Source organism: Sulfurimonas sp. (assembly GCF_029027405.1).
GTDB lineage: Bacteria > Campylobacterota > Campylobacteria > Campylobacterales > Sulfurimonadaceae > Sulfurimonas.
Genome location: NZ_CP093396.1, coordinates 1648945 through 1671537 on the forward strand (window position 1 = coordinate 1648945; position 22593 = coordinate 1671537).

The 22593-nt window shown below is 31.5% G+C and carries 26 protein-coding genes; 20 read left to right on the plus strand and 6 right to left on the minus strand.

The annotated features are described in order from the left end of the window. Nucleotides 1–16: 16 nt before the first annotated feature. Nucleotides 17–1921, minus strand: a complete 1905-nt coding sequence (locus tag MOV42_RS07815) for a flagellar assembly protein A (RefSeq protein WP_324170631.1) — start codon at nucleotides 1919–1921, stop codon at nucleotides 17–19. Between the two features lie 99 nt (nucleotides 1922–2020). Between MOV42_RS07815 and murJ the strand changes: the two genes are divergently transcribed. From murJ to MOV42_RS07875, 12 genes are all read left to right on the plus strand, one after another. After that, nucleotides 2021–3433 (plus strand): murein biosynthesis integral membrane protein MurJ, encoded by a 1413-nt coding sequence (gene murJ / locus MOV42_RS07820; protein WP_324170632.1) that lies wholly within the window; start codon nucleotides 2021–2023, stop codon nucleotides 3431–3433. Nucleotides 3434–3596: 163 nt separating this feature from the next. Continuing rightward, nucleotides 3597–3767 carry a symporter small accessory protein gene (locus MOV42_RS07825; protein WP_321778138.1) on the plus strand — a complete coding sequence of 57 codons (171 nt, stop codon included), beginning with the start codon at nucleotides 3597–3599 and terminating at the stop codon, nucleotides 3765–3767. Next, entirely contained in the window at nucleotides 3767–5407 is a 1641-nt protein-coding gene (locus MOV42_RS07830; protein ID WP_324170633.1) for a sodium:solute symporter family protein, read from the plus strand. Before MOV42_RS07825 ends, MOV42_RS07830 begins: the two co-directional genes overlap by 1 nt. A 14-nt stretch (nucleotides 5408–5421) precedes the next feature. Next, nucleotides 5422–6819, plus strand: a complete 1398-nt coding sequence (locus MOV42_RS07835; RefSeq protein ID WP_324170634.1) for an OprD family outer membrane porin — start codon at nucleotides 5422–5424, stop codon at nucleotides 6817–6819. 120 nt (nucleotides 6820–6939) lie between these two features. Beyond that, nucleotides 6940–8766, plus strand: a complete 1827-nt coding sequence (locus MOV42_RS07840; RefSeq protein WP_324170635.1) for a thiamine pyrophosphate-dependent enzyme — start codon at nucleotides 6940–6942, stop codon at nucleotides 8764–8766. 1 nt (nucleotide 8767) lies between these two features. Beyond that, on the plus strand, nucleotides 8768–9307 hold the full coding sequence (locus MOV42_RS07845; protein WP_324170636.1) for a 2-oxoacid:acceptor oxidoreductase family protein: 540 nt from the start codon (nucleotides 8768–8770) through the stop codon (nucleotides 9305–9307). Further along, the gene (locus MOV42_RS07850; RefSeq protein WP_324170637.1) at nucleotides 9307–10602 is read left to right on the plus strand and encodes a phenylacetate--CoA ligase; all 1296 of its coding nucleotides are present in this window, start codon (nucleotides 9307–9309) and stop codon (nucleotides 10600–10602) included. Before MOV42_RS07845 ends, MOV42_RS07850 begins: the two co-directional genes overlap by 1 nt. A gap of 1 nt (nucleotide 10603) precedes the next feature. Further along, entirely contained in the window at nucleotides 10604–11026 is a 423-nt protein-coding gene (locus MOV42_RS07855) for an ACT domain-containing protein (RefSeq protein WP_324170638.1), read from the plus strand. Next, nucleotides 11026–11424 carry a PaaI family thioesterase gene (locus MOV42_RS07860; protein WP_324170639.1) on the plus strand — a complete coding sequence of 133 codons (399 nt, stop codon included), beginning with the start codon at nucleotides 11026–11028 and terminating at the stop codon, nucleotides 11422–11424. Before MOV42_RS07855 ends, MOV42_RS07860 begins: the two co-directional genes overlap by 1 nt. Next, a complete protein-coding gene (locus MOV42_RS07865; RefSeq protein WP_324170640.1) occupies nucleotides 11425–11880 on the plus strand; it encodes a hypothetical protein in 456 nt (151 codons plus the stop codon). A 48-nt stretch (nucleotides 11881–11928) separates the two neighbouring features. Next, the gene (dapA, locus tag MOV42_RS07870) at nucleotides 11929–12822 is read left to right on the plus strand and encodes a 4-hydroxy-tetrahydrodipicolinate synthase (RefSeq protein ID WP_324170641.1); all 894 of its coding nucleotides are present in this window, start codon (nucleotides 11929–11931) and stop codon (nucleotides 12820–12822) included. Nucleotides 12823–12824: 2 nt separating this feature from the next. Further along, on the plus strand, nucleotides 12825–13610 hold the full coding sequence (locus MOV42_RS07875) for an enoyl-ACP reductase (RefSeq protein WP_324170642.1): 786 nt from the start codon (nucleotides 12825–12827) through the stop codon (nucleotides 13608–13610). 49 nt (nucleotides 13611–13659) lie between these two features. Here MOV42_RS07875 and MOV42_RS07880 read toward each other — a convergent pair whose 3' ends face one another. Then, complete coding sequence (locus tag MOV42_RS07880; protein ID WP_324170643.1) at nucleotides 13660–13944, minus strand: c-type cytochrome; 285 nt, start codon at nucleotides 13942–13944, stop codon at nucleotides 13660–13662. A 91-nt stretch (nucleotides 13945–14035) separates the two neighbouring features. Here MOV42_RS07880 and MOV42_RS07885 point away from each other — a divergent pair, with 91 nt between their 5' ends. The 7 genes from MOV42_RS07885 (at nucleotide 14036) to MOV42_RS07915 (ending at nucleotide 19295) form a co-directional block, all read left to right on the plus strand. Beyond that, nucleotides 14036–14359: an MTH1187 family thiamine-binding protein gene (locus tag MOV42_RS07885; protein WP_324170644.1), complete on the plus strand. Its 324-nt coding sequence runs from the start codon at nucleotides 14036–14038 to the stop codon at nucleotides 14357–14359. A gap of 49 nt (nucleotides 14360–14408) precedes the next feature. Next, nucleotides 14409–14963, plus strand: coding sequence for a CDP-diacylglycerol--glycerol-3-phosphate 3-phosphatidyltransferase (pgsA, locus tag MOV42_RS07890; RefSeq protein ID WP_324170645.1), 555 nt, complete (start codon nucleotides 14409–14411; stop codon nucleotides 14961–14963). Continuing rightward, nucleotides 14960–16012 (plus strand): RIP metalloprotease RseP, encoded by a 1053-nt coding sequence (rseP, locus tag MOV42_RS07895; protein ID WP_324170646.1) that lies wholly within the window; start codon nucleotides 14960–14962, stop codon nucleotides 16010–16012. The genes pgsA and rseP overlap by 4 nt, the downstream gene beginning before the upstream one ends. A 168-nt stretch (nucleotides 16013–16180) precedes the next feature. After that, nucleotides 16181–16645, plus strand: a complete 465-nt coding sequence (locus MOV42_RS07900) for a Spy/CpxP family protein refolding chaperone (RefSeq protein WP_324170647.1) — start codon at nucleotides 16181–16183, stop codon at nucleotides 16643–16645. A gap of 29 nt (nucleotides 16646–16674) precedes the next feature. Next, nucleotides 16675–17349: a response regulator transcription factor gene (locus tag MOV42_RS07905; RefSeq protein WP_324170648.1), complete on the plus strand. Its 675-nt coding sequence runs from the start codon at nucleotides 16675–16677 to the stop codon at nucleotides 17347–17349. After that, nucleotides 17346–18560 (plus strand): ArsS family sensor histidine kinase, encoded by a 1215-nt coding sequence (locus MOV42_RS07910; protein ID WP_324170649.1) that lies wholly within the window; start codon nucleotides 17346–17348, stop codon nucleotides 18558–18560. The genes MOV42_RS07905 and MOV42_RS07910 overlap by 4 nt, the downstream gene beginning before the upstream one ends. 60 nt (nucleotides 18561–18620) lie before the next feature. Continuing rightward, nucleotides 18621–19295 carry a YggS family pyridoxal phosphate-dependent enzyme gene (locus MOV42_RS07915; RefSeq protein WP_324170650.1) on the plus strand — a complete coding sequence of 225 codons (675 nt, stop codon included), beginning with the start codon at nucleotides 18621–18623 and terminating at the stop codon, nucleotides 19293–19295. 78 nt (nucleotides 19296–19373) lie between these two features. On the opposite strand, the gene MOV42_RS07920 is transcribed toward MOV42_RS07915, so the two are convergent. The 3 genes from MOV42_RS07920 to MOV42_RS07930 form a co-directional block, all read right to left on the minus strand. After that, entirely contained in the window at nucleotides 19374–19757 is a 384-nt protein-coding gene (locus MOV42_RS07920; protein ID WP_324170651.1) for a cytochrome C, read from the minus strand. 78 nt (nucleotides 19758–19835) lie between these two features. Next, nucleotides 19836–20498, minus strand: a complete 663-nt coding sequence (locus tag MOV42_RS07925) for a tRNA-uridine aminocarboxypropyltransferase (protein WP_324170652.1) — start codon at nucleotides 20496–20498, stop codon at nucleotides 19836–19838. Continuing rightward, complete coding sequence (locus tag MOV42_RS07930) at nucleotides 20495–21103, minus strand: hypothetical protein (protein ID WP_324170653.1); 609 nt, start codon at nucleotides 21101–21103, stop codon at nucleotides 20495–20497. The genes MOV42_RS07925 and MOV42_RS07930 overlap by 4 nt, the downstream gene beginning before the upstream one ends. 36 nt (nucleotides 21104–21139) lie before the next feature. Between MOV42_RS07930 and MOV42_RS07935 the strand changes: the two genes are divergently transcribed. Next, the gene (locus MOV42_RS07935; protein WP_324170654.1) at nucleotides 21140–22378 is read left to right on the plus strand and encodes an NAD(P)/FAD-dependent oxidoreductase; all 1239 of its coding nucleotides are present in this window, start codon (nucleotides 21140–21142) and stop codon (nucleotides 22376–22378) included. On the opposite strand, the gene MOV42_RS07940 is transcribed toward MOV42_RS07935, so the two are convergent. After that, nucleotides 22370–22582 carry a hypothetical protein gene (locus MOV42_RS07940; RefSeq protein WP_324170655.1) on the minus strand — a complete coding sequence of 71 codons (213 nt, stop codon included), beginning with the start codon at nucleotides 22580–22582 and terminating at the stop codon, nucleotides 22370–22372. The two genes, MOV42_RS07935 and MOV42_RS07940, sit on opposite strands and share 9 nt — an antisense overlap. Nucleotides 22583–22593 lie beyond the last annotated feature (11 nt).

Genomic DNA, 22593 nt, shown 5'->3' on the forward strand with positions numbered 1-22593 from the left:
TATAAAATACTTTCACTTATTCTTTCACTGCCTCTATTTTAAACCCGCCATCTACAAGCTCTACAACTGCGAAAATCATATCTATTGAGCCTTCTACAGGTTTATGACTCAACTCAATAGGTGGATCAACCAACTTAAATATTATCTCGTTATAACCTACCCACTTATCTCTATTTATTATTCTTGCATCAAAAATATTATCTTGAAAAGAAGCTGTTTGTGTTGTTAATAATTTTAGTTTATCAAGTTTTATATCATATTCTTGTTTTATTTTTTTTAAATGCTCTTGCATTTTTATAAACTGCTTATATTGTTTAATGAATGAAGAAGGCATTTTAACACCACTTTTTTTATAATGCAATAGTCGTTTTTTAACATCATTATGCGTAGCTAAATTTCCTTTTATAATTTTTGTATATTTTTTTATCTCTAAGTTTATATTATTTACATCCTTTTGTAATTTTTCAATTTTTTCATGATTTTCACCTAGGTCAACTTGTGTAGATTTTTTAAGTACAGGGTCAATGGTAAAAGTATTTTCACTTCCTTGTAACTTCTTAATCTCTATAAACCTTGAAGCAGTAGCTTCGACATGGGAAGTACATAACTCTATAACTATTTCTTTAGCTCTTATATTTCCACCAACAGCTTTAGAAATTTCTACTATATCTCCATCAACTTCTCCATGTTCAAGCCTTGAAATATTAATATTTCTTCCATACGCTACACCCCTGTGGACATTTATCTGTAATTTATCTGCTTTAATAACAGAATCTTTGTGAGTTTGCCCTGATACTGTTGCTTTTAATGCCACTACTTTAGCGTAAGCACCAATATTACCGTCTATGTCTATTTCAGATACTTCAACTTCCATTCCAGAACCAATAGCATCTTTTTGAGCATCTGGTTCTTTTACATTTAAATTTATACCTGAATCTACTCCAGCAGTTATATTACCAGTTGTTTTAAAACTTATTTCTCCTATATCAACTTCTGACTTTATTGTATAGTTTGTTCCCTCTAAGACAATATAACCATTTTCACAAGCACAATATTCTATGCAATCTTCACTATCAATGATTTTAATCGTATCATCTGTACTAAATGTAGGAATATTAGCCTCAATCGGTTCTTTAGGCTCCATAAATTCACCACGACAGTTTCTACCAGCTTTTCCTTCCTTAGGTTTTATATACTCTATAAGAAGTTCATCTTTATAAACATTTTGTATAAAATCTCTACTTGAATAATCGACCTTAGAGCTTTCAGTAATCTCTTCTTTTTTATCATAATGCAAAATAATTTCATCATCGGTAGTTAAAGTTGGCTCATAAGCCTTCGCTATAAGATATGTCTGATTTTTGTCATAAATAACTTCTTCTTCAACTCTAACATGTGCTACAATTTTTGATATAACATCATCTAGCATTTCATCAAAAATATTTATGAGTATATTTGCACGAACTTTACTTTTATTTATAAGAATGGCAAGTTCTTTTTCAAACCTTGGATTATAACTAACACTAGAACCAGCTTTAATACTCAGATAAACTTTACATTTTGTAGCATTTGCACCAATAGCTAAACTAAAATCAACATAATTATCATTTTGTACTTTTGAAAATATTTCTATCTCATACATCTGTTTAATTTGAAAATCTTTATTTAAAAAAGAACCTTTATCTTCTAATTCAGTAAGGTCTTCACTAGATATTTCGTCCCAATCTACCTCTGCCGATTCATTACTCATGCGAGTATATGTTTGAACTTCCAATATATTAAAATCAATTTTATTGACATTAACTTTGTAAAATTTAGCTACATCGATTAACTCCTTGGCAACATTTTGCGTGCGCACAATAGTTGGACGAATTTTTTTTGATGATTTTTTACTCTCTTTACCTGAACCAAATAATGCCATATATTCCTACAATATTTAAATTTTAAAAACTAAACCCTCTATTTTAATCAAATCTTTGTTAAACTTTCGTAAAACGAATAAAGAAGCCGAAAGAAGCCCATGTTTAAAGCTATATTTACCAACAGTTTTGGAATTTTATTTTCAAGAATTTTAGGATTTTTCAGAGATTTACTAACAGCATCTATCCTTGGTGCAAATATATATAGTGATATTTTCTTCATTGCTTTTAAACTACCAAATCTTTTTCGTAGAATCTTTGCAGAAGGTGCTTTTACACAAGTTTTTATGCCAGCTTTTGCAAGGTCAAAACATAAAGGTGTTTTTTCAGCTAATGTTTTTTTGATATTTATATCTATTGTTCTTTTAATAACTTTAATTGTAAATTTATTTCCATCCCTTTGGGCACAAGCCATAGCAGTAGGTTTTGATGAAAAAAGTATAGAGATTGCTGCACCTTTCGTAGCTATAAATTTTTGGTATTTACCACTTATATTTACTATTACTTTTTTAAGTGCTATACTTCAGTATAAACACCATTTTGCAACCTCTGCATTTTCTACTGCACTACTCAATCTTTCACTTATTTTAGCTTTATATTTTTCACAAGATAAATCACAAATTGAGATAGTTTACTATCTTAGTTGGGGTGTAGTTATTGGTGGTATTTTACAACTTTTAGTTCATCTTATTGCCATACAAAGACTAGGACTGCTAAAGCTAATAGTAGGAGGATTTAAATATTTACATAAAAAATCAAAATTTATCAAGAGTGATACTACAAAATTTAGAAACCAATTTTTTCCTGCAATGTGGGGAAATTCAACTGCACAAGTCAGTGCCTTTTTAGACACTTTTTTAGCTTCTTTTTTACTAACTGGTTCTATCTCTTACCTTTACTATGCAAACAGAATTTTTCAGCTTCCTTTAGCACTTTTTGCTATTGCAACTTCTATCGCTCTGTTTCCAAGAATAGCAAGGTACATAAAGAACAAAGATGAAAAAAAAGCTTTAGAATTTTTACAACATGCTTTTTGGTTTTTAGCATTTTTACTCACGGCTAGTGCCATTGGTGGACTTGTACTTTCTCGTGAGATAACTTCTCTTCTTTTCCAACGAGGTGCTTTTAGTGCAGATGATACTCAAAATACAACTCTAGTTCTACAAATGTACATGATAGGATTACTTCCTTTTGGACTTCAAAAATTATTTGTCCTATGGCTATATGCAAAAGAGATGCAAATGAAAGCCGCAAAAATAGCAACCTACTCTCTACTCACTTACATAATTTTTGCCCTATCACTAATATCACCTATGGGAGTAAGCGGTCTAGCCCTAGCATCTACGGTTGGTGGTTTTGTGAGTTTCACTCTAACGATCAGAGTCTTTGGAGTTAAAAACTTCTTTAATATTATTCATTCTAAAAATACTATTTATCTTTTTGTAAGTGCCATTTTATTTACTATTTTACTTTTGATTTTTAAGTTAATATTCTTTACTTTAAGAACAGTTTAAAAAAAAATTATAACTTTTTACAATGCTTTAATATTAATTTATGCTTAGCTTTGCAATAATTGAGATAACTTAAATATTAATTTATAATTATTTAAATAATTAGAATATCAATATTTATAAATACATTATTTGTGAAATATCACTAAATAATGAAAGGAGACTCATGGAATATTTTGATTTTGGTATCAATTTAGCTTTTTTACTCATAATTGTTAGTACTTTGGCAAGTGTTATCTACGGAGTAATAAATTGGAATAAAGATGGATATGTAAAACCACCTGCTCATGTTAAAGAGTGGAACAAAACTGAAAAAAATATAGAGGATGAACTATAATGGGTGCTTTTGAAAATATAATTATCATTCTATACTTAGCTGTTTTGGGCTACTTAGGCTTTAAAGGTTACAAAAACACTAAAAACTCAACTGATTATCTTATAGCTGGACGGGATACGCATCCTTTTATTATGGCGCTTAGTTATGGTGCTACTTTTATATCAACAGCAGCTATTGTTGGTTTTGGTGGAGTTGCAGCTTGGCTTGGCAACTCACTACTTTGGCTTACTGTTTTTAATATCTTTGTAGGTATTTTTATAGCTTTTGTATTTTTAGGAAACCCTACTAGAAAAATGGGTTATCGTTTAAATGCACACACTTTTCCAGAGTTACTTGCAAAAAGATTTGACTCTAAATTTATCCAAATCTTTGGAGCCGTAATCATTTTACTTTTTATGCCTCTTTACGCAACAGCGGTTCTTATTGGTGGAACACAATTTATAGCACTTTATTTTGGAGCAGATTATCATCTGTCTCTTTTAGTATTTTCTGTCATCATAACAGCTTATGTAATTGCAGGTGGTCTAAAAGGAGTTATGCTCACAGATGCTCTTCAAGGTAGCATAATGTTTGTAGCAATGGTAATTTTAATGGTCGTTACTTTTGACTCACTTGGTGGAGTAACTGCTGCATTTACAAAACTAGAGCATGTTTGGCAAGCAACAGTTATAGACCCTCTAGCACAAATTAGCATAAAAACTTTAAAACCTGGTTCACCTGATTTTATGATGAAATTATCCCTTCTTTGGGGATTTGAAGGTTGGAACTCTATGCCTGTATTTATGAGTAAGGGTTGGTTGTTTGTTATCACAACTATTACTATGGGTGTTGGTATTGGTGTTCTTGCTCAGCCTCAACTTATTGTAAGATTTATGACTGTTAAGAGTAAACAAGAGCTAAATCGTGCAGTTCTTATTGGTTCAGTCTTTATAGTTGCTATGACTGGAATTATCTTTGTCGTTGGAGCATTATCAAATGCTTGGTATTATGAGTTTAACGAAGGTAAAAATGCACTTCAAAGTGCTGGTTCTATTGGTAAGGTTATACCTCACTTTATAAACACTGCGATGCCAAAATGGTTCGCTTTTATCTTTTTGTTTGCTCTTGTATCTGCAGCTATGAGTACACTTTCTTCTCAGTTTCACACAATGGGAACAGCAGTCGGTCGTGACCTTTTTGAACAACTAAGCTCTAAAAATCACAACTCCATTACTGTTACAAGATTGGGCGTTGTTATGATGATTATCTTCTCTGTAAGTCTTGCTTATGCCTTTGACAATCAACCAGCGATTATTGCCCGTTCTACGGCTATATTTTTTGCTCTTTGTGCTAGTGTATTTTTACCTAGTTTTGTTGGTGGATTATTTTGGAGAGGAATGACAAAAGCAGGAGCTATTAGCTCTATGTTAGTTGGTTTATCAGTTTCAAGTTTTTGGCTTCTGTTTGTTCACTTTAAAGAAGCAAAATCTCTAGGAGTTAGTAAAGCTATTTTTGGTAAAGATTCACTCTTAAGCGGAGATATTATCTTTGTAGATGCTTTAATGATTGCCTTACCTCTATCTATATTAACCGCAATTATAGTGTCATTAATGACTAAAAAATTAAATAAAGCACATCTAGAGAAGTGCTTTAACGACTAAAAAAAGGAAAATAGATGAAAAAAATAAGTTTAGTATTAGCAACTCTATTAACTGCTAGTGTAAGTGTATCGGCAGATACTATAAAAGAAGCCTTTGAAAATGGAAAGGCAAGTGGTCAGTTAAAAGCTTTTTATATAAATCGTTCATATGACTGGGGAAGCGGCTTTGGTAAAAATCCATCTCAATATACTAGAGACGGTCTCTCAGTTGGTGGACATCTAGGCTATAAAACTGGAAAATATTATGGTTTTGACGCAGGGGCTACTTTTTATACTACAAACAAAGTAGACAAGAAGTCTGAAAATTCCTATGAAAATGATCCTACTCTTTTTGGTCAAGATGGTGGAGGTTATAGCGTATTAGGTGAGGCTTATCTTGGTTACACGGCAGGAAAAACTTCTGTACAGTTTGGGCAGTTAAGTATCAACACTCCTTTTGCCGCTCCAAATAACTTTAGAATGTTACCAAATACTTTTGAAGGTCTAGTTATCAAAAACAATGATATAAAAAGTCTTGGTTTTGAGTTAGGTCATATAAACAAAATCCAAACAAATGGATTTGCTAATTCTGTTCCTGTTGCAAACGGTGTACTTAATCCAAATAGTTCACTTACAAGATTAAGTCTTATTTATGGTTTTGGTTCAGGGTACAAAGTAGGAGAATTTGCAAAAATTAGTGATGTTTACTTAGGAACTACTAGCACAAAAAGCACTATGGGTATGACTTATGCAAACATAAACTACACAGGTGTAAAAGGCTTAACTATCTCTATTTGGGATCAATATATTCATGATATTATGAATATAGTAATGGCAAAAGTTACTTATAAAACTAAACTTGGAAGTGTAAAAACTTTAGCATCTGCTTTTTACACAAAACAAAATAGCGCTGGAGACAATCTTTTAGGAAAATCTTTTGCAGTTGGTGGTGTTTCAAAAGATGTAGATTCCTCGCAATATGGAGCGATACTAAAAGCTGGACTTTCAAATGGACTTGGACTTGATTTGCGTTATGTAAATACTCCTGCTAATGAGGGCACGGTTTTAGATGGTGCAATCATTAATGCTCTAGGTGGAGCAAATCCTTTTATCATCTCTCAGGGTGCATTACATGCCAACTTAGGAGATACGGCTTCTTATATGGTAGGAGTTGATTATCAGCTAAAACAACTAACAGGTTTAGACTTATTAGCAATGGTAAAATATTTTCAATATAACATCGGGAAATATAATGGTTATCAAAGTGGATATTCTTGGAAAACACAAGAAGTAGATTTAGACTTTATATATAAAGTAACTAAAAACTTCAAACTAAGAGCAAGAGCAAACTTTCCAAAAGACTGGCTAAATTTGGGTAACTCAAAAAATATGAGCTTTAGTGAATATCGTTTAATTGCATACTATAGCTTCTAATATTAATATTTTACAATAATTATATAAATTTACTTTGCTTTAAGCATATTTTATACAATTATTGTGTAAATTAACACAAATATATCTTTTATAGATAAATAATTATAAATGGGAAGATTTATGAAACAAACATTAATGGGAAATGATGCAATTGCATGGGGAATTGTCCATGCAAATATTGATATGGTTAGTGGCTATCCAGGAACTCCATCTAGTGAGATTCTAACTGAAGTACAAAAAATAAAACGCAAACTAAACTTAGATATTTATGCTGAGTGGGGAACAAATGAAAAAGTTGGTTTTGAAGTAGCTTATGCTGGAGCAATAGCTGGAAAAAGAACCTGTGCCACAATGAAGCAAGTTGGACTAAATGTAGCTAGTGATCCACTTATGAGTGCTTCATACATAGGAAACCTTGGTGGCTTTTTACTTATAGCTGCTGATGACCCTGGTTTTCACTCTTCACAAACAGAACAAGATTCTCGTGTATTTGCAAAATTTGCGCGTATTCCTGTTTTAGATCCAGCAACTCCTCAAGATGCTTATGACCTTACTAAGTATGGTGTAGAGTTATCAGAAAAATTTCAAATTCCAGTTATGCTTCGTCCTGTTATGCGTGTATGTCATGCTCGTGAAATTATCGAAATGGATGAAGAAACAAATTTTCAACCAAATAAGGGTGAATTTAAAAGAGATGTTCCTCGTTGGGGTGCAGTACCTAGAAAAGACAGACTTCCTCAAGGTATAGAGCAGTTAAATCGCATCGAAGTTATCAAAGAGTATAACTGGGATCATCTTTTAAAACCTGAGTTTGACAAATGTGAAGATAAAAAACTTCTTATCTTAACTGGTGGAACTGGTTATGGTTTTGCACTAGAAACATTAAGTGACCTTGGTTTAGAAGCTGATGTTGTAAAAGTTCTTATGCCGTACCCTCTTCCTGCTGATGAGATGAGAGATAGATTTAAGTCTTACGATAAAGTTTTAGTTGTTGAAGAGCCATACCCATGTATAGAAGAGCAAATTGCATCTCCTAATGTATATGGTAAAAATACAAACTCGATGCACCAAATAGATGAAATGACTAAAGAAGGAATTTTAAAAGCATTCCAAAATATTGGTTTTTATGATGGTGAAAATATCTATGCTACTCCACCTTCACTAAATTTTGATATAGAACCAAGACCACCAGCACTATGTCCAGGCTGTCCACATCGTGATGTTTACTATGCAATAACAAAAGTTTTTAAAAAGAAAAAGACTATCTATCCATCTGATATTGGCTGTTATACCTTAGCTCTAGCTCAAGGTGCTATTGATAGTATTCTTTGTATGGGAGCAAGTATATCTATGGCAAGTGGTTTTTCTATTAGTGACCCAGATAAAACTGTTGTTGCAACCATCGGAGATGGAACATTCTTTCACTCAGGAATACCTCCACTTATAAATGCTGTATATCAAAACCATAAATTTGTTCTTGTCATACTCGATAACTCAACCATCGCAATGACAGGTCGTCAAACTACACCAGCAAGAGCTAACAAAGAAATCGACATTAAAAAGATTGTTGAAGGTATGGGAATAGATTGTCTTGAACATCAGTACTCTTATGAGATGAATGATAATATTGAGTTTTTTAGAAAAGTTAAAGATATTCATAAAGACGCTACTGGGCCTACTGTTGTAATAGTAAGAGAGTTTTGTGTATTAGATAGAGAAAGAGTTGATGATTTTATACCAAATATTTTTGCTAAAGTAGATGCTGATCTTTGTGTAGCATGTGACCAATGTACAACTGTGTATAAATGCCCTCCTATGAAATACAATGATGATGGTGTTATAGAGATAGACCCTTTCCTTTGTGCAGGTTGTGGCGGTTGTTTAGACATCGTTTGTCCAACAGATGCATTTGTTCAAGATTTTGACTATTTAAAAAGAGGTAACTAAGATGAAGTATCAAGTTGTAATAGCTGGTTTTGGTGGTCAAGGGGTTGTATTTTTAGTAAAAGTTTTAGCTATCTGTGCTAGTAATCGTGATATAGCATTTTTAGGAACTGAAAATCATGGTATGAGTCAAAGAGGTGGCGCTGTTTCTTGTGATATTAAAATAGGGGATTTTACTAACCCTGTTATTGATAAAAATCAAGCTGATTTAATGATAGCACTAGAGAAAAATGAAGGTCTTAGAAATGTTGCATTTTTAAAACTAGCTGGTACAATGGTTACAAATGCAAGAAAAAAAGATGAGTACCCTGCTCTACCATTTGCAGGATTCGCAAAGGTAGATGCATTTGTAAAAGCTGAAAACGGGGAATTTCCTATTCAAGGCTTAAATGTATATATGCTTGGTATTGCACTGATGACAGATAAAACTTTCCCTTTTAGCATACAAGAAGTAAAGGATGCCATTGCTCAAATGAACGCTAAAGTTGCAGAGCAAAATATAAAAATACTAAACCAAGCAATGGAAGATGCAAAGGAGCTTTAATGTTATGGAATGAAATTGAAGGTGCTCCAAGAGAAAAAATTGAAGAAGTTCAGCTTTTTAGACTTCAAGAAACTTTAAAAAGAGTTTATGAACTAACCTCTTTTTATAAAGAAAAATTTGATGAACTTGAACTTACCCATAATGACATTACGAGCCTAAAAGATATAGAAAAATTACCATTTACAAAAAAACAAGATTTACGAAATCACTACCCGTTTGGACTTTTCACAGTTCCAATGAGTGAAGTAGTAAGAATCCATAGTTCAAGTGGAACAACAGGAAAACCGACTGTTGTAGGCTATACAAAGCATGATATGGATGTTTGGGATGAAGTAATGGCAAGAGTATATACAATGGCTGGAGCGACTGCTGAGGATGTAGTGCATAATGCTTATGGGTATGGACTCTTTACTGGTGGACTAGGTTTTCATAATGGTGCTGAAACTATTGGTGCTACAACTATACCTGCAAGTAGTGGTTTTACAGATAGACAAATTTTACTAATGAAAGATTTTAATGCGACTATATTAGCCGCGACTCCATCTTTTGCACTTCATATGTATGAAGCGGCTAAAAAAACAGGAAATGATTATCTTAAAGACTTTAAACTTAAGTCTGGAGTCTTTGGTGCAGAACCAACAAGTGATGGACTTAAAGAAGAAGTGAGTCGCGTTTGGGGAATTGACTATCACGAAGTTTATGGACTAAGTGAGATAATTGGGCCAGGGGTTAGTTCAAACTGTAAACATTCTAAACTTTTACATATAAATGAAGACCATTTTTATCCTGAGATTGTAGATCATAAAACAGGCGAAGTTTTAGCAGAAGGAGAGAGAGGTGAATTAGTTATAACTTCTCTTACAAAACAAGCTCTTCCTATCATTAGATATCGTACTGGGGACATTACTTCTCTTCATCGCTCCCCGTGTGAATGTGGAAGGACTTTAATTCGTATGGAGTCTATCGTTGGGCGAGTTGATGATATGATAATTGTAAATGGAGTAAATGTTTACCCTTCTCAAGTTGAACATGTCATAGCAAATGCAGAAGGTGTAACTCTTAACTATCAAATCATTGCCGATAAAAAAGGTCATCTTGATAAGATAGATATTTTAGTAGAAGTTAGTGAAGATGTTATGAGTGACTCAATCCCTGAAATGGAAAAAATAAAAAAAGATATTCAACAATCACTTACAAACAACTTATACATAAATGCAAATGTAAAACTAGTAGAGCCTCGCACAATAGAGCGAAGTATGGGTAAAGCAGTTAGAGTTATAGATAAAAGGGTATAAAATGTCAAAAATAATAAAACAATTATCTATATTTGTAGAAAACAAAAAAGGTGAATTAAGCGATATAACTACGCTTTTAGCTACAAATAATATATCAATTCATTCTATTAACCTTTCAGATGCCAGTGATTTTGGTATACTTAGGCTAATCGTAGATGACAACGAAAAAGCAAAAGCAGTTTTAGAAAAGGATGGGTTTTCTTCTCGTTTCACTGATGTTTTTGCAGTTGAAATAAGTGACCATGTTGGTAGTTTTAACAGTGTTATAAAAGCACTTGCAAAAGAAAACATAAATATTGAGTATACGTATACTTTGTCAAATGCCAAAATAGGTGCATTTATTTTTAAAGTTATAGACAAGGAACTAAACAAAGCTATAACGATACTTGAAAATAATGGTGTCAATCTAATTAACGAGGTATAATGAATACTAAAGACATTGATAAAGAAGAGATAGATTTTTTAAAATATATTGGTGGTGAAGTCCTTGACTTAGGCGAAGGATATGCTCAACTTGGATTTGACATAAAACAACATCATAAACAACATTTTGGAGTAGTCCACGGTGGAGCTATTGCAACTTTAGCTGATCACTGTGGCTGGTATGCTGCTGTTTCTGCTTTAGAAAAAGAACAAACTGCTGTAACGATTGAGCTAAAAATTAACTATTTAAAACCAGCAGATGGACAAATTTTAACTGCTGAAGCAAGAGTTGTTAACAAAAGTAAAAGAACTGTTTTTACAACTATTGAACTATTTGCCAAAGACACACTTGTAGCTTATTGTACTGCCACTTATCATATTTTGATAAAGAAAGACTAGATGCTAAATAACAGAGAAATAAGCCAAAAATTTGAAGTACAAGTAAATACTCTTTATAATTGGCAAAAAAGTAAACCAAATCTTTACTCATATCTAAAGCATGCCGACTACAACAAAGAGAGAAACCAAGAGATAAACTTACTTCTAGATTATTATGCTAAAACAATGTCTAAAGATTTTAGTGTTGAAGAAATTCACTACATAATAAACTCAGATATAAACCCTCATACAATAGAAGATATAGATAATTTTCATAAAATATTTATAACATTAGAGTCAAAAAATCTCTCTATAAAGAGTGACTTTTTATTAAATATATATGATAAGTTTCATACTATGAATATTATAGAAAAATATATTTTTTATAAAAAAGTTTACCGCATTAGAGAAAAAGAAAATTCTTACTCAAAAGATAAAATAGAACTATATTTTAAAAAATTTCTAGCATATAATTAGCACTTTTTTGATATAATCGCGAATAAATAATAATAAGGGGCTAACAAGATGAATATAGTAACAGGTTCTTCAACGGCACTAATTACTCCGTTTAAAAATGGAAAACTAGATGAGCAGTCTTATGCTGCTTTAATTACAAGACAAATAAACAATGGCATGGATGCAGTATGTCCTGTTGGTACGACAGGTGAGAGTGCAACTCTTACAAGTGATGAAGACATAAGATGCATGGAAATTGCGGTTGAAATTTGTAAAGGTACAAATACTAAAGTATTAGCAGGTGCTGGTAGTAATTCAACAGCAGAAGCGGTAACTATGGCAAAACGCGCTCAAAAATGTGGCGTAGATGCTATATTTTCTGTAAGTCCATACTATGTAAAACCATCTCAAGAAGGTCTTTATCAACACTATAAAACCATAGCAAATTCAGTTTCTGACTTACCTTTTATGCTTTATAATGTACCAGGAAGAACTAGTATAGATATATCAGCAGATACAACTATTCGTCTTTTTAATGATGTAAAAAACATTTATGGTGTTAAAGAAGCAACAGGCTCACTAGAGCGTACAGTTGAGCTTCTTTCTCGTTGTCCTGAGCTTAAAGTATTTTCTGGAGATGATGCTATTGACTTTCCTATTTTAGCAAATGGTGGAGCTGGAATCACTTCGGTAACATCAAATCTTATGCCTGATTTAAAAAGTGAGTTAGTAAGACTTGCACTGGCTGGAGATTTTGCAGGAGCAAAAGCGATTAATGATAAGCTATACCCTCTTAACTCTATAATGTTTTGTGAGTCAAATCCTGTTCCTATAAAAGCAGCTATGTACATAGCAGGTCTAATAGATACACTAGAATACAGACTTCCTCTTGTACCTCCAAGTGTTGAAAATATGAAAAGAATAGAAGAAGTTATGAAAAATTATGACATCAAAGGACTATAAAAATGGCTGAAAAAACAATGACAGGAAAAGTTTTATTTATTAGTGGTGGGACTCGTGGTATCGGTAAAGCTATGGTTTACGCCTTTGCAGCAAAAGGCTGTGATGTTGCTTTTACTTACGCATCAAACGCAGATATAGCAAATGAAATAATTGAAGATATTGAAAACAAATACGGTGTAAAATCAAAAGCATATAAGTTAGATATTTTAGAACCTTTAACTTACAAAGATGTTTACAAAGAATTTGATGAAGATTTTGATAGATTAGACTTTTTCATTTCAAATGCTATTATTTCTGGTCGTTCTGTTGTTGGTGGATTTGCTCCTTTTATGCGTCTTAAACCAAAAGGTTTAACAAATATATATACAGCAACTGTTAGTGCCTTTGTTGTTGGTGCGCAAGAAGCTGTAAAAAGAATGGAAAAAACTGGTGGCGGTTCTATAATCTCTATGAGTTCAACTGGTAATCTTGTTTATACTCCAAACTATTCAGGTCACGGAACAAACAAAGCAGCTATAGAAACAATGATAAAATATGCTGCTACTGAACTTGGTGAAAAAGGAATTCGTGTAAATGCTGTTAGTGGTGGTCCAATCGATACAGATGCACTAAAAGCATTTCCAAACTATGAAGAAGTAAAAGCAGAAGTTGTAAAACGCTCTCCACTTAGTCGCATGGGTAACCCAACAGACTTAACAGGTGCTTGTCTTTTTCTATGTAACAACGAAGCTTCTTCTTGGTTGACAGGACAAATCATCGTTGTAGATGGTGGAACTTCTTTTAAATAAACTATAAATTATTTTCACCTTACTTAAGGTGGAAATTTTTCTTTACAAATTACTTTCCGATTTTATCAGCAATTGCATTTATATCAGCTTCTGATAAACCTTTTGAATGTTCAACCATCATTGCTTTCATAGCTCCTCCGTATGTACCGTCTTGATAACCTTTCATAGATGCAACGATATCTGCTTTAGTCATATCTTTAATTACCTTACTTTTACCACCAAGAGCTGCTCTCTCCCCAGATTTACCATGACAAACTACACAGCCTTTATATGCATCTGCCATAAGTACTGAACTTAAAGATAATGCCATTAGAAATAAACTTAATTTTTTCATTTTTTCCCCTAGTATTAATTTATATATCTATTATACAAAAACAAAACTTTATTAATTAAATTTTTGTATAATCTCTAAAAAAGAGATAACTATGAGCGTATTACTAGAATTTTCGATGTTTCCGACTTCAGATGAATGTAGAGATGGTTCTTCTGTCTCTGCTCAAGTTAGCAAAATAATAGATGCTATAGATAAGTCAGGTGTATCTTACCAACTAACACCTATGGGAACTATTGTTGAGACTGACACAATGAAAGAAGCATTATCTATCATAGAACTTGCTTATGAGCAACTAAGTGACTGCGAAAGAGTATACTCTTCACTAAAGTTTGATATTCGCAAAAATACAAAAAACAGACTAAAAACCAAAATAGCATCTGTTGAGAATATTTTGAATCGAAAAATAAACCATTGATAAGCAAAAAAAAGCTAAAATCATATCATAATAAACTTAAGGACTTTTTTTGTTAAACCTTCCAAATGCTTTAGCATCACTTCGTATTCTTTTAGCACCGTTAATGTTTTGGGTTATTTTAAATCCAGAGATCTTCACAGATAATGGTTTTCATATTTCATGGAACTACTACTTTGCAACTCTTTTATTTGTTCTTGCATCTGCAACTGACTTTTTTGACGGTTTTATAGCACGAGAATGGAATCAAATGACAATGATGGGTGCAATACTTGACCCACTTGCAGACAAGATGTTAACTCTTGCCGCATTCTTAGGTCTAATGATGACAGGTGCAGCTTCTGCTTGGGCTATTTACATCATCATTGTTAGAGAATTATTTATAACAGGAATACGAACAGTAGCAGTTAGTGAAGGTTTAGAAGTAAAAGCTTCATGGGCTGGAAAAGTTAAAACTGTTGCACAAATGATAGCCATAGGATTTTTACTTATGCACTGGCCATTTGCAAATGAGCTACTTTGGTTTGCTGTATTTTTAACTCTTTACTCTGGGTTTGAATATCTTTGGGGATTTAAAAAAGCTATCATTAAGGATGAAAACAAATGAGTATATTAGTATCTATTTTAGTCCTTTCAGGACTTATATTTTTTCACGAACTTGGTCATTATGCAGCGGCAAAGTTTATGGGTGTTACTGTTGAAGTTTTTAGTATAGGTTTTGGAAAAAGACTATTTACATTTAGAAAGTGGGATACAGAGTGGAGCATCTCAGCTGTTCCACTTGGTGGATATGTTCGCATGAAAGGTCAAGATGACTCCGACCCAACTAAAAAAAGCCTAGATGCTGATAGCTACAATGTTAAAACTCCTATGCAAAAAATATTTATACTTTTAGCTGGTCCTGTTGCTAACTTTGTTTTAGCCTTTTTCTTATACTTTGGTATTGCTCTTGGTGGTCCAAATATTTTATCTCCTGTAATTGGCGAAGTAGTTAAAGATTTCCCTGCTTTTAAAGCTGGTTTACAAGAAAATGACATCATAAAGTCCATAGATGGAGTAAACATTATTACATGGGAAGAGATGGCAAAAATCATCAGTGATTCGGATGGAAGTTTAAATATAGAGATACAAAGAGATGGTTATTTAGAGTTTAAAACACTCACTCCTAGCATACAAGAAACCACAAATATGTTTAATGAAGTTATACAAAAAAAGATGATTGGCATCGCTAGTGCAGGAGTATTTCATAAGCTTGAGCTATCTCCATCTGACACACTATCTTACGCAACAGAAAAAACTATTTGGGCATCTACTATGATATTTACAGGACTTAAAAAACTCATAGTTGGAGAAGTTCCAGCAAAAGAGTTAGGCGGTGTCATAAGCATAGTAAAACTTACTTCAGATGCCACAGCACAAGGCTGGATGAGCGTTCTGTTTTTCGCAGCTCTTATCTCTGTAAACTTAGGTGTTTTAAACCTACTACCTATCCCCGCACTAGATGGCGGGCATATCATGTTTAATCTTTATGAGTTTATATTTAGACGAGAAGCTAGTGAATCAGTCATCATAAAACTAACAATAGCAGGTTGGGTAATACTCTTTTCACTAATGGGCTTAGGTCTTTTTAACGATATTAATAGATTGATGGGTTAATATATTTATAACTAACTCAATTAACTTACAAACCCTTTACCTATAAGGTTTTGTAAGCTTTATCATTTTTCAACTAACTTCCTTTCGTTAATATTCCATTAAACTTAAATTAATACTTCGTTAAATCTAGTATCTTATACTTTTATTATCAAACAAAAGGAGTTCATTATGAACAAAACAATAATTATAAGTTTAGGTACTTCAGTACTTTTAGTGTCATCTCTTTTAGCAATATCTGCACAATCAAATATGAAACAAGGAAATGGTTTTACTTGTAAACAACATAAGATGATGAAGCAAGGTATGAATCATAAGAGAGGACATGGTTTAGTCAAGATGTTTATGAAACTTGATTTGAGTGATAAACAAAGAACACAAATAAGAAGTATCATAAAAGATAACATGAAAAGTATGCCAAACCCTAAAACAGCATTTAGTAATACTGGTTTTAATAAAGAGCAGTTTGTAAAACTTGCAAATCAAAAACGAGACAATAAGGTTGAGCGTAAAGCAGAACTTATAGAAAAAGTGTACAATGTTCTAAATAGTTCTCAGAAAAAAGATTTTAAAACGATGTTAGATATGCGAGACATTATGAAAAAAAATTATATAATGCAAAAATCTAACAACTAATTATAGATAAAATAATTAAAAGGAAAGTAGTGATAAATATTTTAATGATTGAAGATGACACAGAATTTGCTCAAATACTAATTCAATATCTTAGTCAATTTAATATTTCTATCACAAACTATGAAGATCCTTTTTTAGCTCTTAGTGCTATTTCCTTAAAAACATACGACTTAGTTATTTTGGACTTAACACTACCTGGCATGGATGGTTTAGAGGTCTGTAAAGAGTTGGTTGAAAAACATGATATTCCTATCATCATATCAAGTGCAAGAAGTGATATTACCGATAAGGTTATTGCTTTAGAACTTGGTGCTGATGACTACCTACCAAAACCATACGACCCTAGAGAGTTAGAAGTACGCATAAAAACTATACTTAGACGCTTCAACAAAAGTTTAGAATCTACAAATAAACTAAATACAGAAATTTTTCATTTAAACAAAGAGAAAAAGGAGATTACTAAAAATACAATTCCTTTAGAGTTAACCTTTGCCGAATATCAAATTTTTTCTCTTCTTTGTGAAAATAAAGCCTCTATAATCTCAAGATATGATATTTTAGAGAGCATGGAAGCTGACTCTGATGGAACGGGAGGAAGTATAGCAGTTCTCATAAATAGAATTAGATCCAAAATAGAAGAAAATCCAAAAAAACCTCACTATCTTCTCACGGTCAGAGGAATGGGTTACAAGTTAGTAGAATGAATAAAAGTTCAATATTTTTCTCAATTACCATTACTTTTATCGCCCTTTTTATCTTTATTGTTATCAGCTTTGGTATTTTATATAAAGGAAGTCAAAAAAGAGAAGAACATTTTAATAAAAAAAGAGCTTTTGATATCGCACATAACATAAAAAATGAGATGCGAAGAGAAGGAATTATTACAAAAGATTTAAAAAAATATCTTAAACTTAGAGATTTTAAAATTGTAAAAAATAAATATAAAATCTTAGAAAATAATAACAAGCAGATAAAATGGAAGAAAAAGAGAAAAAATAATCAATTAAGCAGTTTTGAACTTAATTCTAAGAACTACCTTTATATGAAAAATCATAGAACTGATATTTTACTTTTAGATAATTATAAACCTGATAACTTCAAAACAATTATAATTTTTTTATTTATATCTATACTTTTTGCTTTTAGCCTTTTATATTATACCACTATACGAAAACTAAAACCATTAAAAAGATTAAAAGAAAATGTAAAAAACATAGGTGATGAAGATTTTGACATACGATGTTCAACTACAAAAAAAGATGAGATTTCACAACTAGCAAATGAATTTTATAAATCAGCAAAAAAATTAAAAGCTCTTAAAGAATCTAGAAATGTATTTATCCGTAATATTATGCATGAACTTAAAACACCCATTGCTAAAGGACAGTTTTTAACACAGCTTCCAAGCACAGATGAAAATCAAAATAGTATGCAAAAAGTTTTTTATAGACTAGAATCCTTGATAAATGAGTTTGCTTCAATAGAAGAACTTATATCTACAAAAGAAAAAATAGAAAAAAAAGAATATCTTTTATCTGACATTATTGACAATGCGAGTGACTTACTTATGAACGATGAAGAAAATATAAATCAAGAATTTCAAGAGACAACTCTAAAGGTTGATTTTAAACTCTTTAGCATCGCGGTTAAAAATCTGATGGATAATGGTATAAAATATTCTAGCAACAAGCAAGTAACTATAAAAACAGAAAACTCTTCCATAGTTTTTGAAAATATAGGAGAGCAACTAACTTATCCTTTAGATGAGTATTTTAAAGCATTTTTCAAAGCAGATAACACCAGTTCAAACCAAAGCTTTGGACTAGGTCTATATATAGTAAAACATATCTTAGATGCCAATGAACTCACTCTTAAGTATGAATATGTAAATGGTGTAAATAGATTTATTATTTAATTTTATTATTATTCTGATAAAATCATGCCCATAAATTAAAATCCATATAAAGACCTTAGAATGAATAATGAAGAATACAAAATATATATAGATAAAGTTATAAGACGCGTTGAGGCGGCTAGACTTAAAGTTAGTGATTATCATATCGTTAAAATAGTAGCTATTAGCAAATACTCTAAATCCAAAGATATCCAAAAACTATATCAAATCGGGCAAAGAGCTTTTGGAGAAAATAAAGTTCAAGATTTAAAATTAAAGATTAAAGATTTAGATGAGTTACCATTAGAATGGCATTTTGTTGGCAATCTGCAAAAAAATAAAATTAATAATTTAATAGATATGGAACCTACTCTTTTTCATGCTCTTGACTCTTTAGAACTTGCAAATGAACTTCAAAAAAAACTTCTTGCAAAAGACAAAACTCTAGATGCCCTACTTCAAATTAATTCTGCAAAAGAAGAGTCTAAATACGGGGTTATGCCAGAAGATGCAAAAAATATTTATGAGAAAATTTTTGAAAGTTGTCCAAACATAAACTTAAAAGGTGTAATGAGTATAGGTGCTCATAGTGATGATAAAGAAGTTATTAAAAAAAGTTTTGATACAACTTACGAGATTTACAAGTCATTAAATGGAGCAACAGTCTGTTCTATGGGTATGAGTGGAGACTTTGAGTTAGCGATAGAATGTGGGTCTAACTTAGTTAGACTTGGCACAGTTATGTTTGATAAATAATATTTCCAGCTTTAAACAGTAAGTACGAGCACTCTAAAGTTGGCACTTTAGAGTTAATTTATGTCATAAGTAAGAAGCTTACCAGCCTCTTATAATCTTATGACAAGCGATACAGTTTGTTAAAACTTTTCCATACTGTTTTGTAGCATCTGTATAGTTTTCAGATTTTAAAGCTTTTTTAAATGCTTTTAAATCAGCGGTTAAATGCTTATTTATATTATTAGTAACTTGTATTTTAGAATTATTTTTAATAAAAGTAGATACATCAACTTTTGTAAAAATAGAATTTGCACTTTCTATTGTTTTAATTCCCTCAGCAATTGCTTTCTTATCACTGTATAAAAATCCATTTTGCACTTGATTCATACCTTGTGTCATTAAACTCATCGTTGCGTTAACAGTAGTTTCACTTGCAAAAGCGAATACAGAACTTACAGCCAGTGCTAAAATAATTTTTTTCATTCATTTCTTCCTTTTATGTTATCTTATATATTACACTTTTTTTTATTAAAAATCTATAAATTAATTTTTTTTGTTTTGTTATATTTTAGATATTGATTTATTTACCCTATATCTTAGTGACTTTTTTACAAAATCATTCGCCATTTTTTGCTGATACTCGACCATTTTATGAAAGGGGTTTAAAAAAGCACATAAATCCTCTTGTTTTGTACTTTCTATATTCCATTTTGTTAGCAGTTCTAAAACACTCAAAGTAGACTCAATAGTTGAAAGGCAGTAGTCTGCAGGCTGTTCCTTTATTTTAAACTGCGATAGTTTTGTACTATCAAAACTTATATGTTTTAATAGTTTTAAATTTTTAGAATCTCGAAACATTTTTACAGAACAAGACCAAGTGGAATCAATAATAAAAATTGCTATATTATTTTTAGCTTTAATACTTTCATGTGATATGTTTATGGTTTCTTTTGAAGGATAAAGGATATAACTATCATAATCCTTAATAATTTCATTTACGCGTCTATGATTAGTAAAATCAACTCCAATAAATAATTCTGAATTTTTTAAAGATAGATGTGTAAAATGTCCTGTACCATTTTTAACTTTTTTGAACTCTTTGGGATGCATAAGAATAACAAACTTTGTTTTTGTCTTGAAACTTTTTATATACCTACACATACAAGAGCTTTGTGGTCTATAACACTTGTAACATTTCGCTCTTGTGCCAGAAGATGTTTTCAACGCCCAATAACACCACGAAGAGGAGTAATCAAAGGAGTGAAAAAAACTAGAGTATCATTCCAATTACTAGGTGATTTTGATTCTTTAGTAAAAACCATACCTTCATCTTCTAGTTTTAAAATCTTATCTTCTTCTTTAACTTTGATTTTGTTTGCTATATCCATAAATTCTTCATTTGAAAAACCATAAGTAAATGTATAGTTTTGTGTATCACTCGCTTGAATCATAACATTTAGATACCTTTTGTCTTGAAGCCTTAACTGTACAAGTCTCAGGTTATTTATTCTATACACTTCTTCATATTTAACTCTATCATCAAAAACATACATGACAGTATATAAACCACCATACTTAAACTCAAAATTTTGCTCAGTTTGTGCTTTTTCATAAAAAAGAATTCTACCTTGTTCATTTTGAAGTTTGTATATAGTTACAAAAAGGTCTTTAAAGTTTAAAAATCTACTCTCTTTAATCTTGTTTGTTAAAGTAATTTTTTCAGAATTATACTTCAAAACAAGTTCTTCATTTTTATTTAATTTCAAAGAACTAGTTACACATCCACTAAACATAAGCATAGCAAGTAAAATCATTATCATATTTTTCATACTTTAATTATACTAAAATCGAGATATAATACACCTATGAAAAAAAATGAGTATGACCTTATAGTTATCGGTGCTGGAGCGGCAGGAATGATAGCATCTATAAGAGCGGCTAGAGATAAAAAAAGTGTTCTATTACTAGAAAAGTTACCTCAAATTGGTGCAAAATTAAAAGCTACTGGCGGAGGTAGATGCAACCTTACAAATACTCTAGCAAATGAAGATTTTATGAGTCGTTTTGGTAGAGATGGACGCTTTATGCAAGATGCCTTAAAAGATTTTAACCACAATGATTTGATAGAATTTTTTAAAGAGATTGGTGTTGATACTCATGCTCCTGATGGATTTAGAGTTTTTCCAACTTCGCATAGTTCTGTTACAATTATTTCAGCTTTAAAAGAAGAGATGCAAAAACTAAATATTGAAGTTTTAACTTCACAAAGAGTTGAAAAAATTCTTCATAATAAAAAGAATATCCAAGGTGTAAAGACTTCAACTCATACTTTTTTAGCACCAAATGTCATCATATCTACTGGTGGTTTAGGATATCCAACTTTAGGGGCAGAGGGAGATGGCTATTCTTTAGCATCTACACTTAATCATACTACGACTGAACTTCATCCAGCTATGATGCCTTTAAAAACTAAAGAAGATTGGGTTAAAAACTGTCGTGCAGATACCATTGCAAAAGTTGAACTTCGAGTCGATATGAAAAAACATAAAAAACTACGAGCAAAAGGTGATTTGATTTTTACAAAAACTGGCATACGAGGTCCTGTTGTTTTAGACTTTGCAAGAGAGATTACACCTCTTCTTAGCAAGTATAAAGAAGTTCCTATACTGTTAAATCTAACAAAAGGTAAGAATGAAGAACAGATAAATCAACATTTAAAAGAAGAGGTCTTAAAACGAGTAGATGCAACAGTTGTCCAACTTATCTCTACCCTACTTCCACACGCTCTTGCACAAGAGTTATGTTTATTATGTGATATAGATGCAAATTCTACTCTAAAAGTAGTTGTTGGAAAATCAAAAGCAAAACTTATAAATTATTTGGCTTGGATGCCGTTGACAATTACAGGGCATGATGGTTTTAAGATGGCGATGATTACAAGAGGTGGTATAAATCTAAAAGAGATAAATCCTAAAACAATGCAAAGTAAACTTATAAATGGACTATATTTTTGTGGAGAGGTTATGAATTTAGATGGACCATGCGGAGGCTATAACCTCCAATGGTCATTTTCTAGCGGTTACCTTACAGGTAAACTACTTTGAAGATTTTTTAGCTACTTTTCTTGTCGCTTTTTTCTTTTTAGAAACTTTCTTTGCTTTTTGCTTTTTAGCTAACTTTTTTTCAATTTTCTTTTTCTCTGCTTTTTTAGCTGCTTTTTTCTTTTTAGCTTTCTTAGCCTCTTTCTTTTTTAGTAACTTTTTTTCTACTTTTTTTGTAGAAACTTTTTTTTCTTTATCTTTTGCCATTTAGATATCCT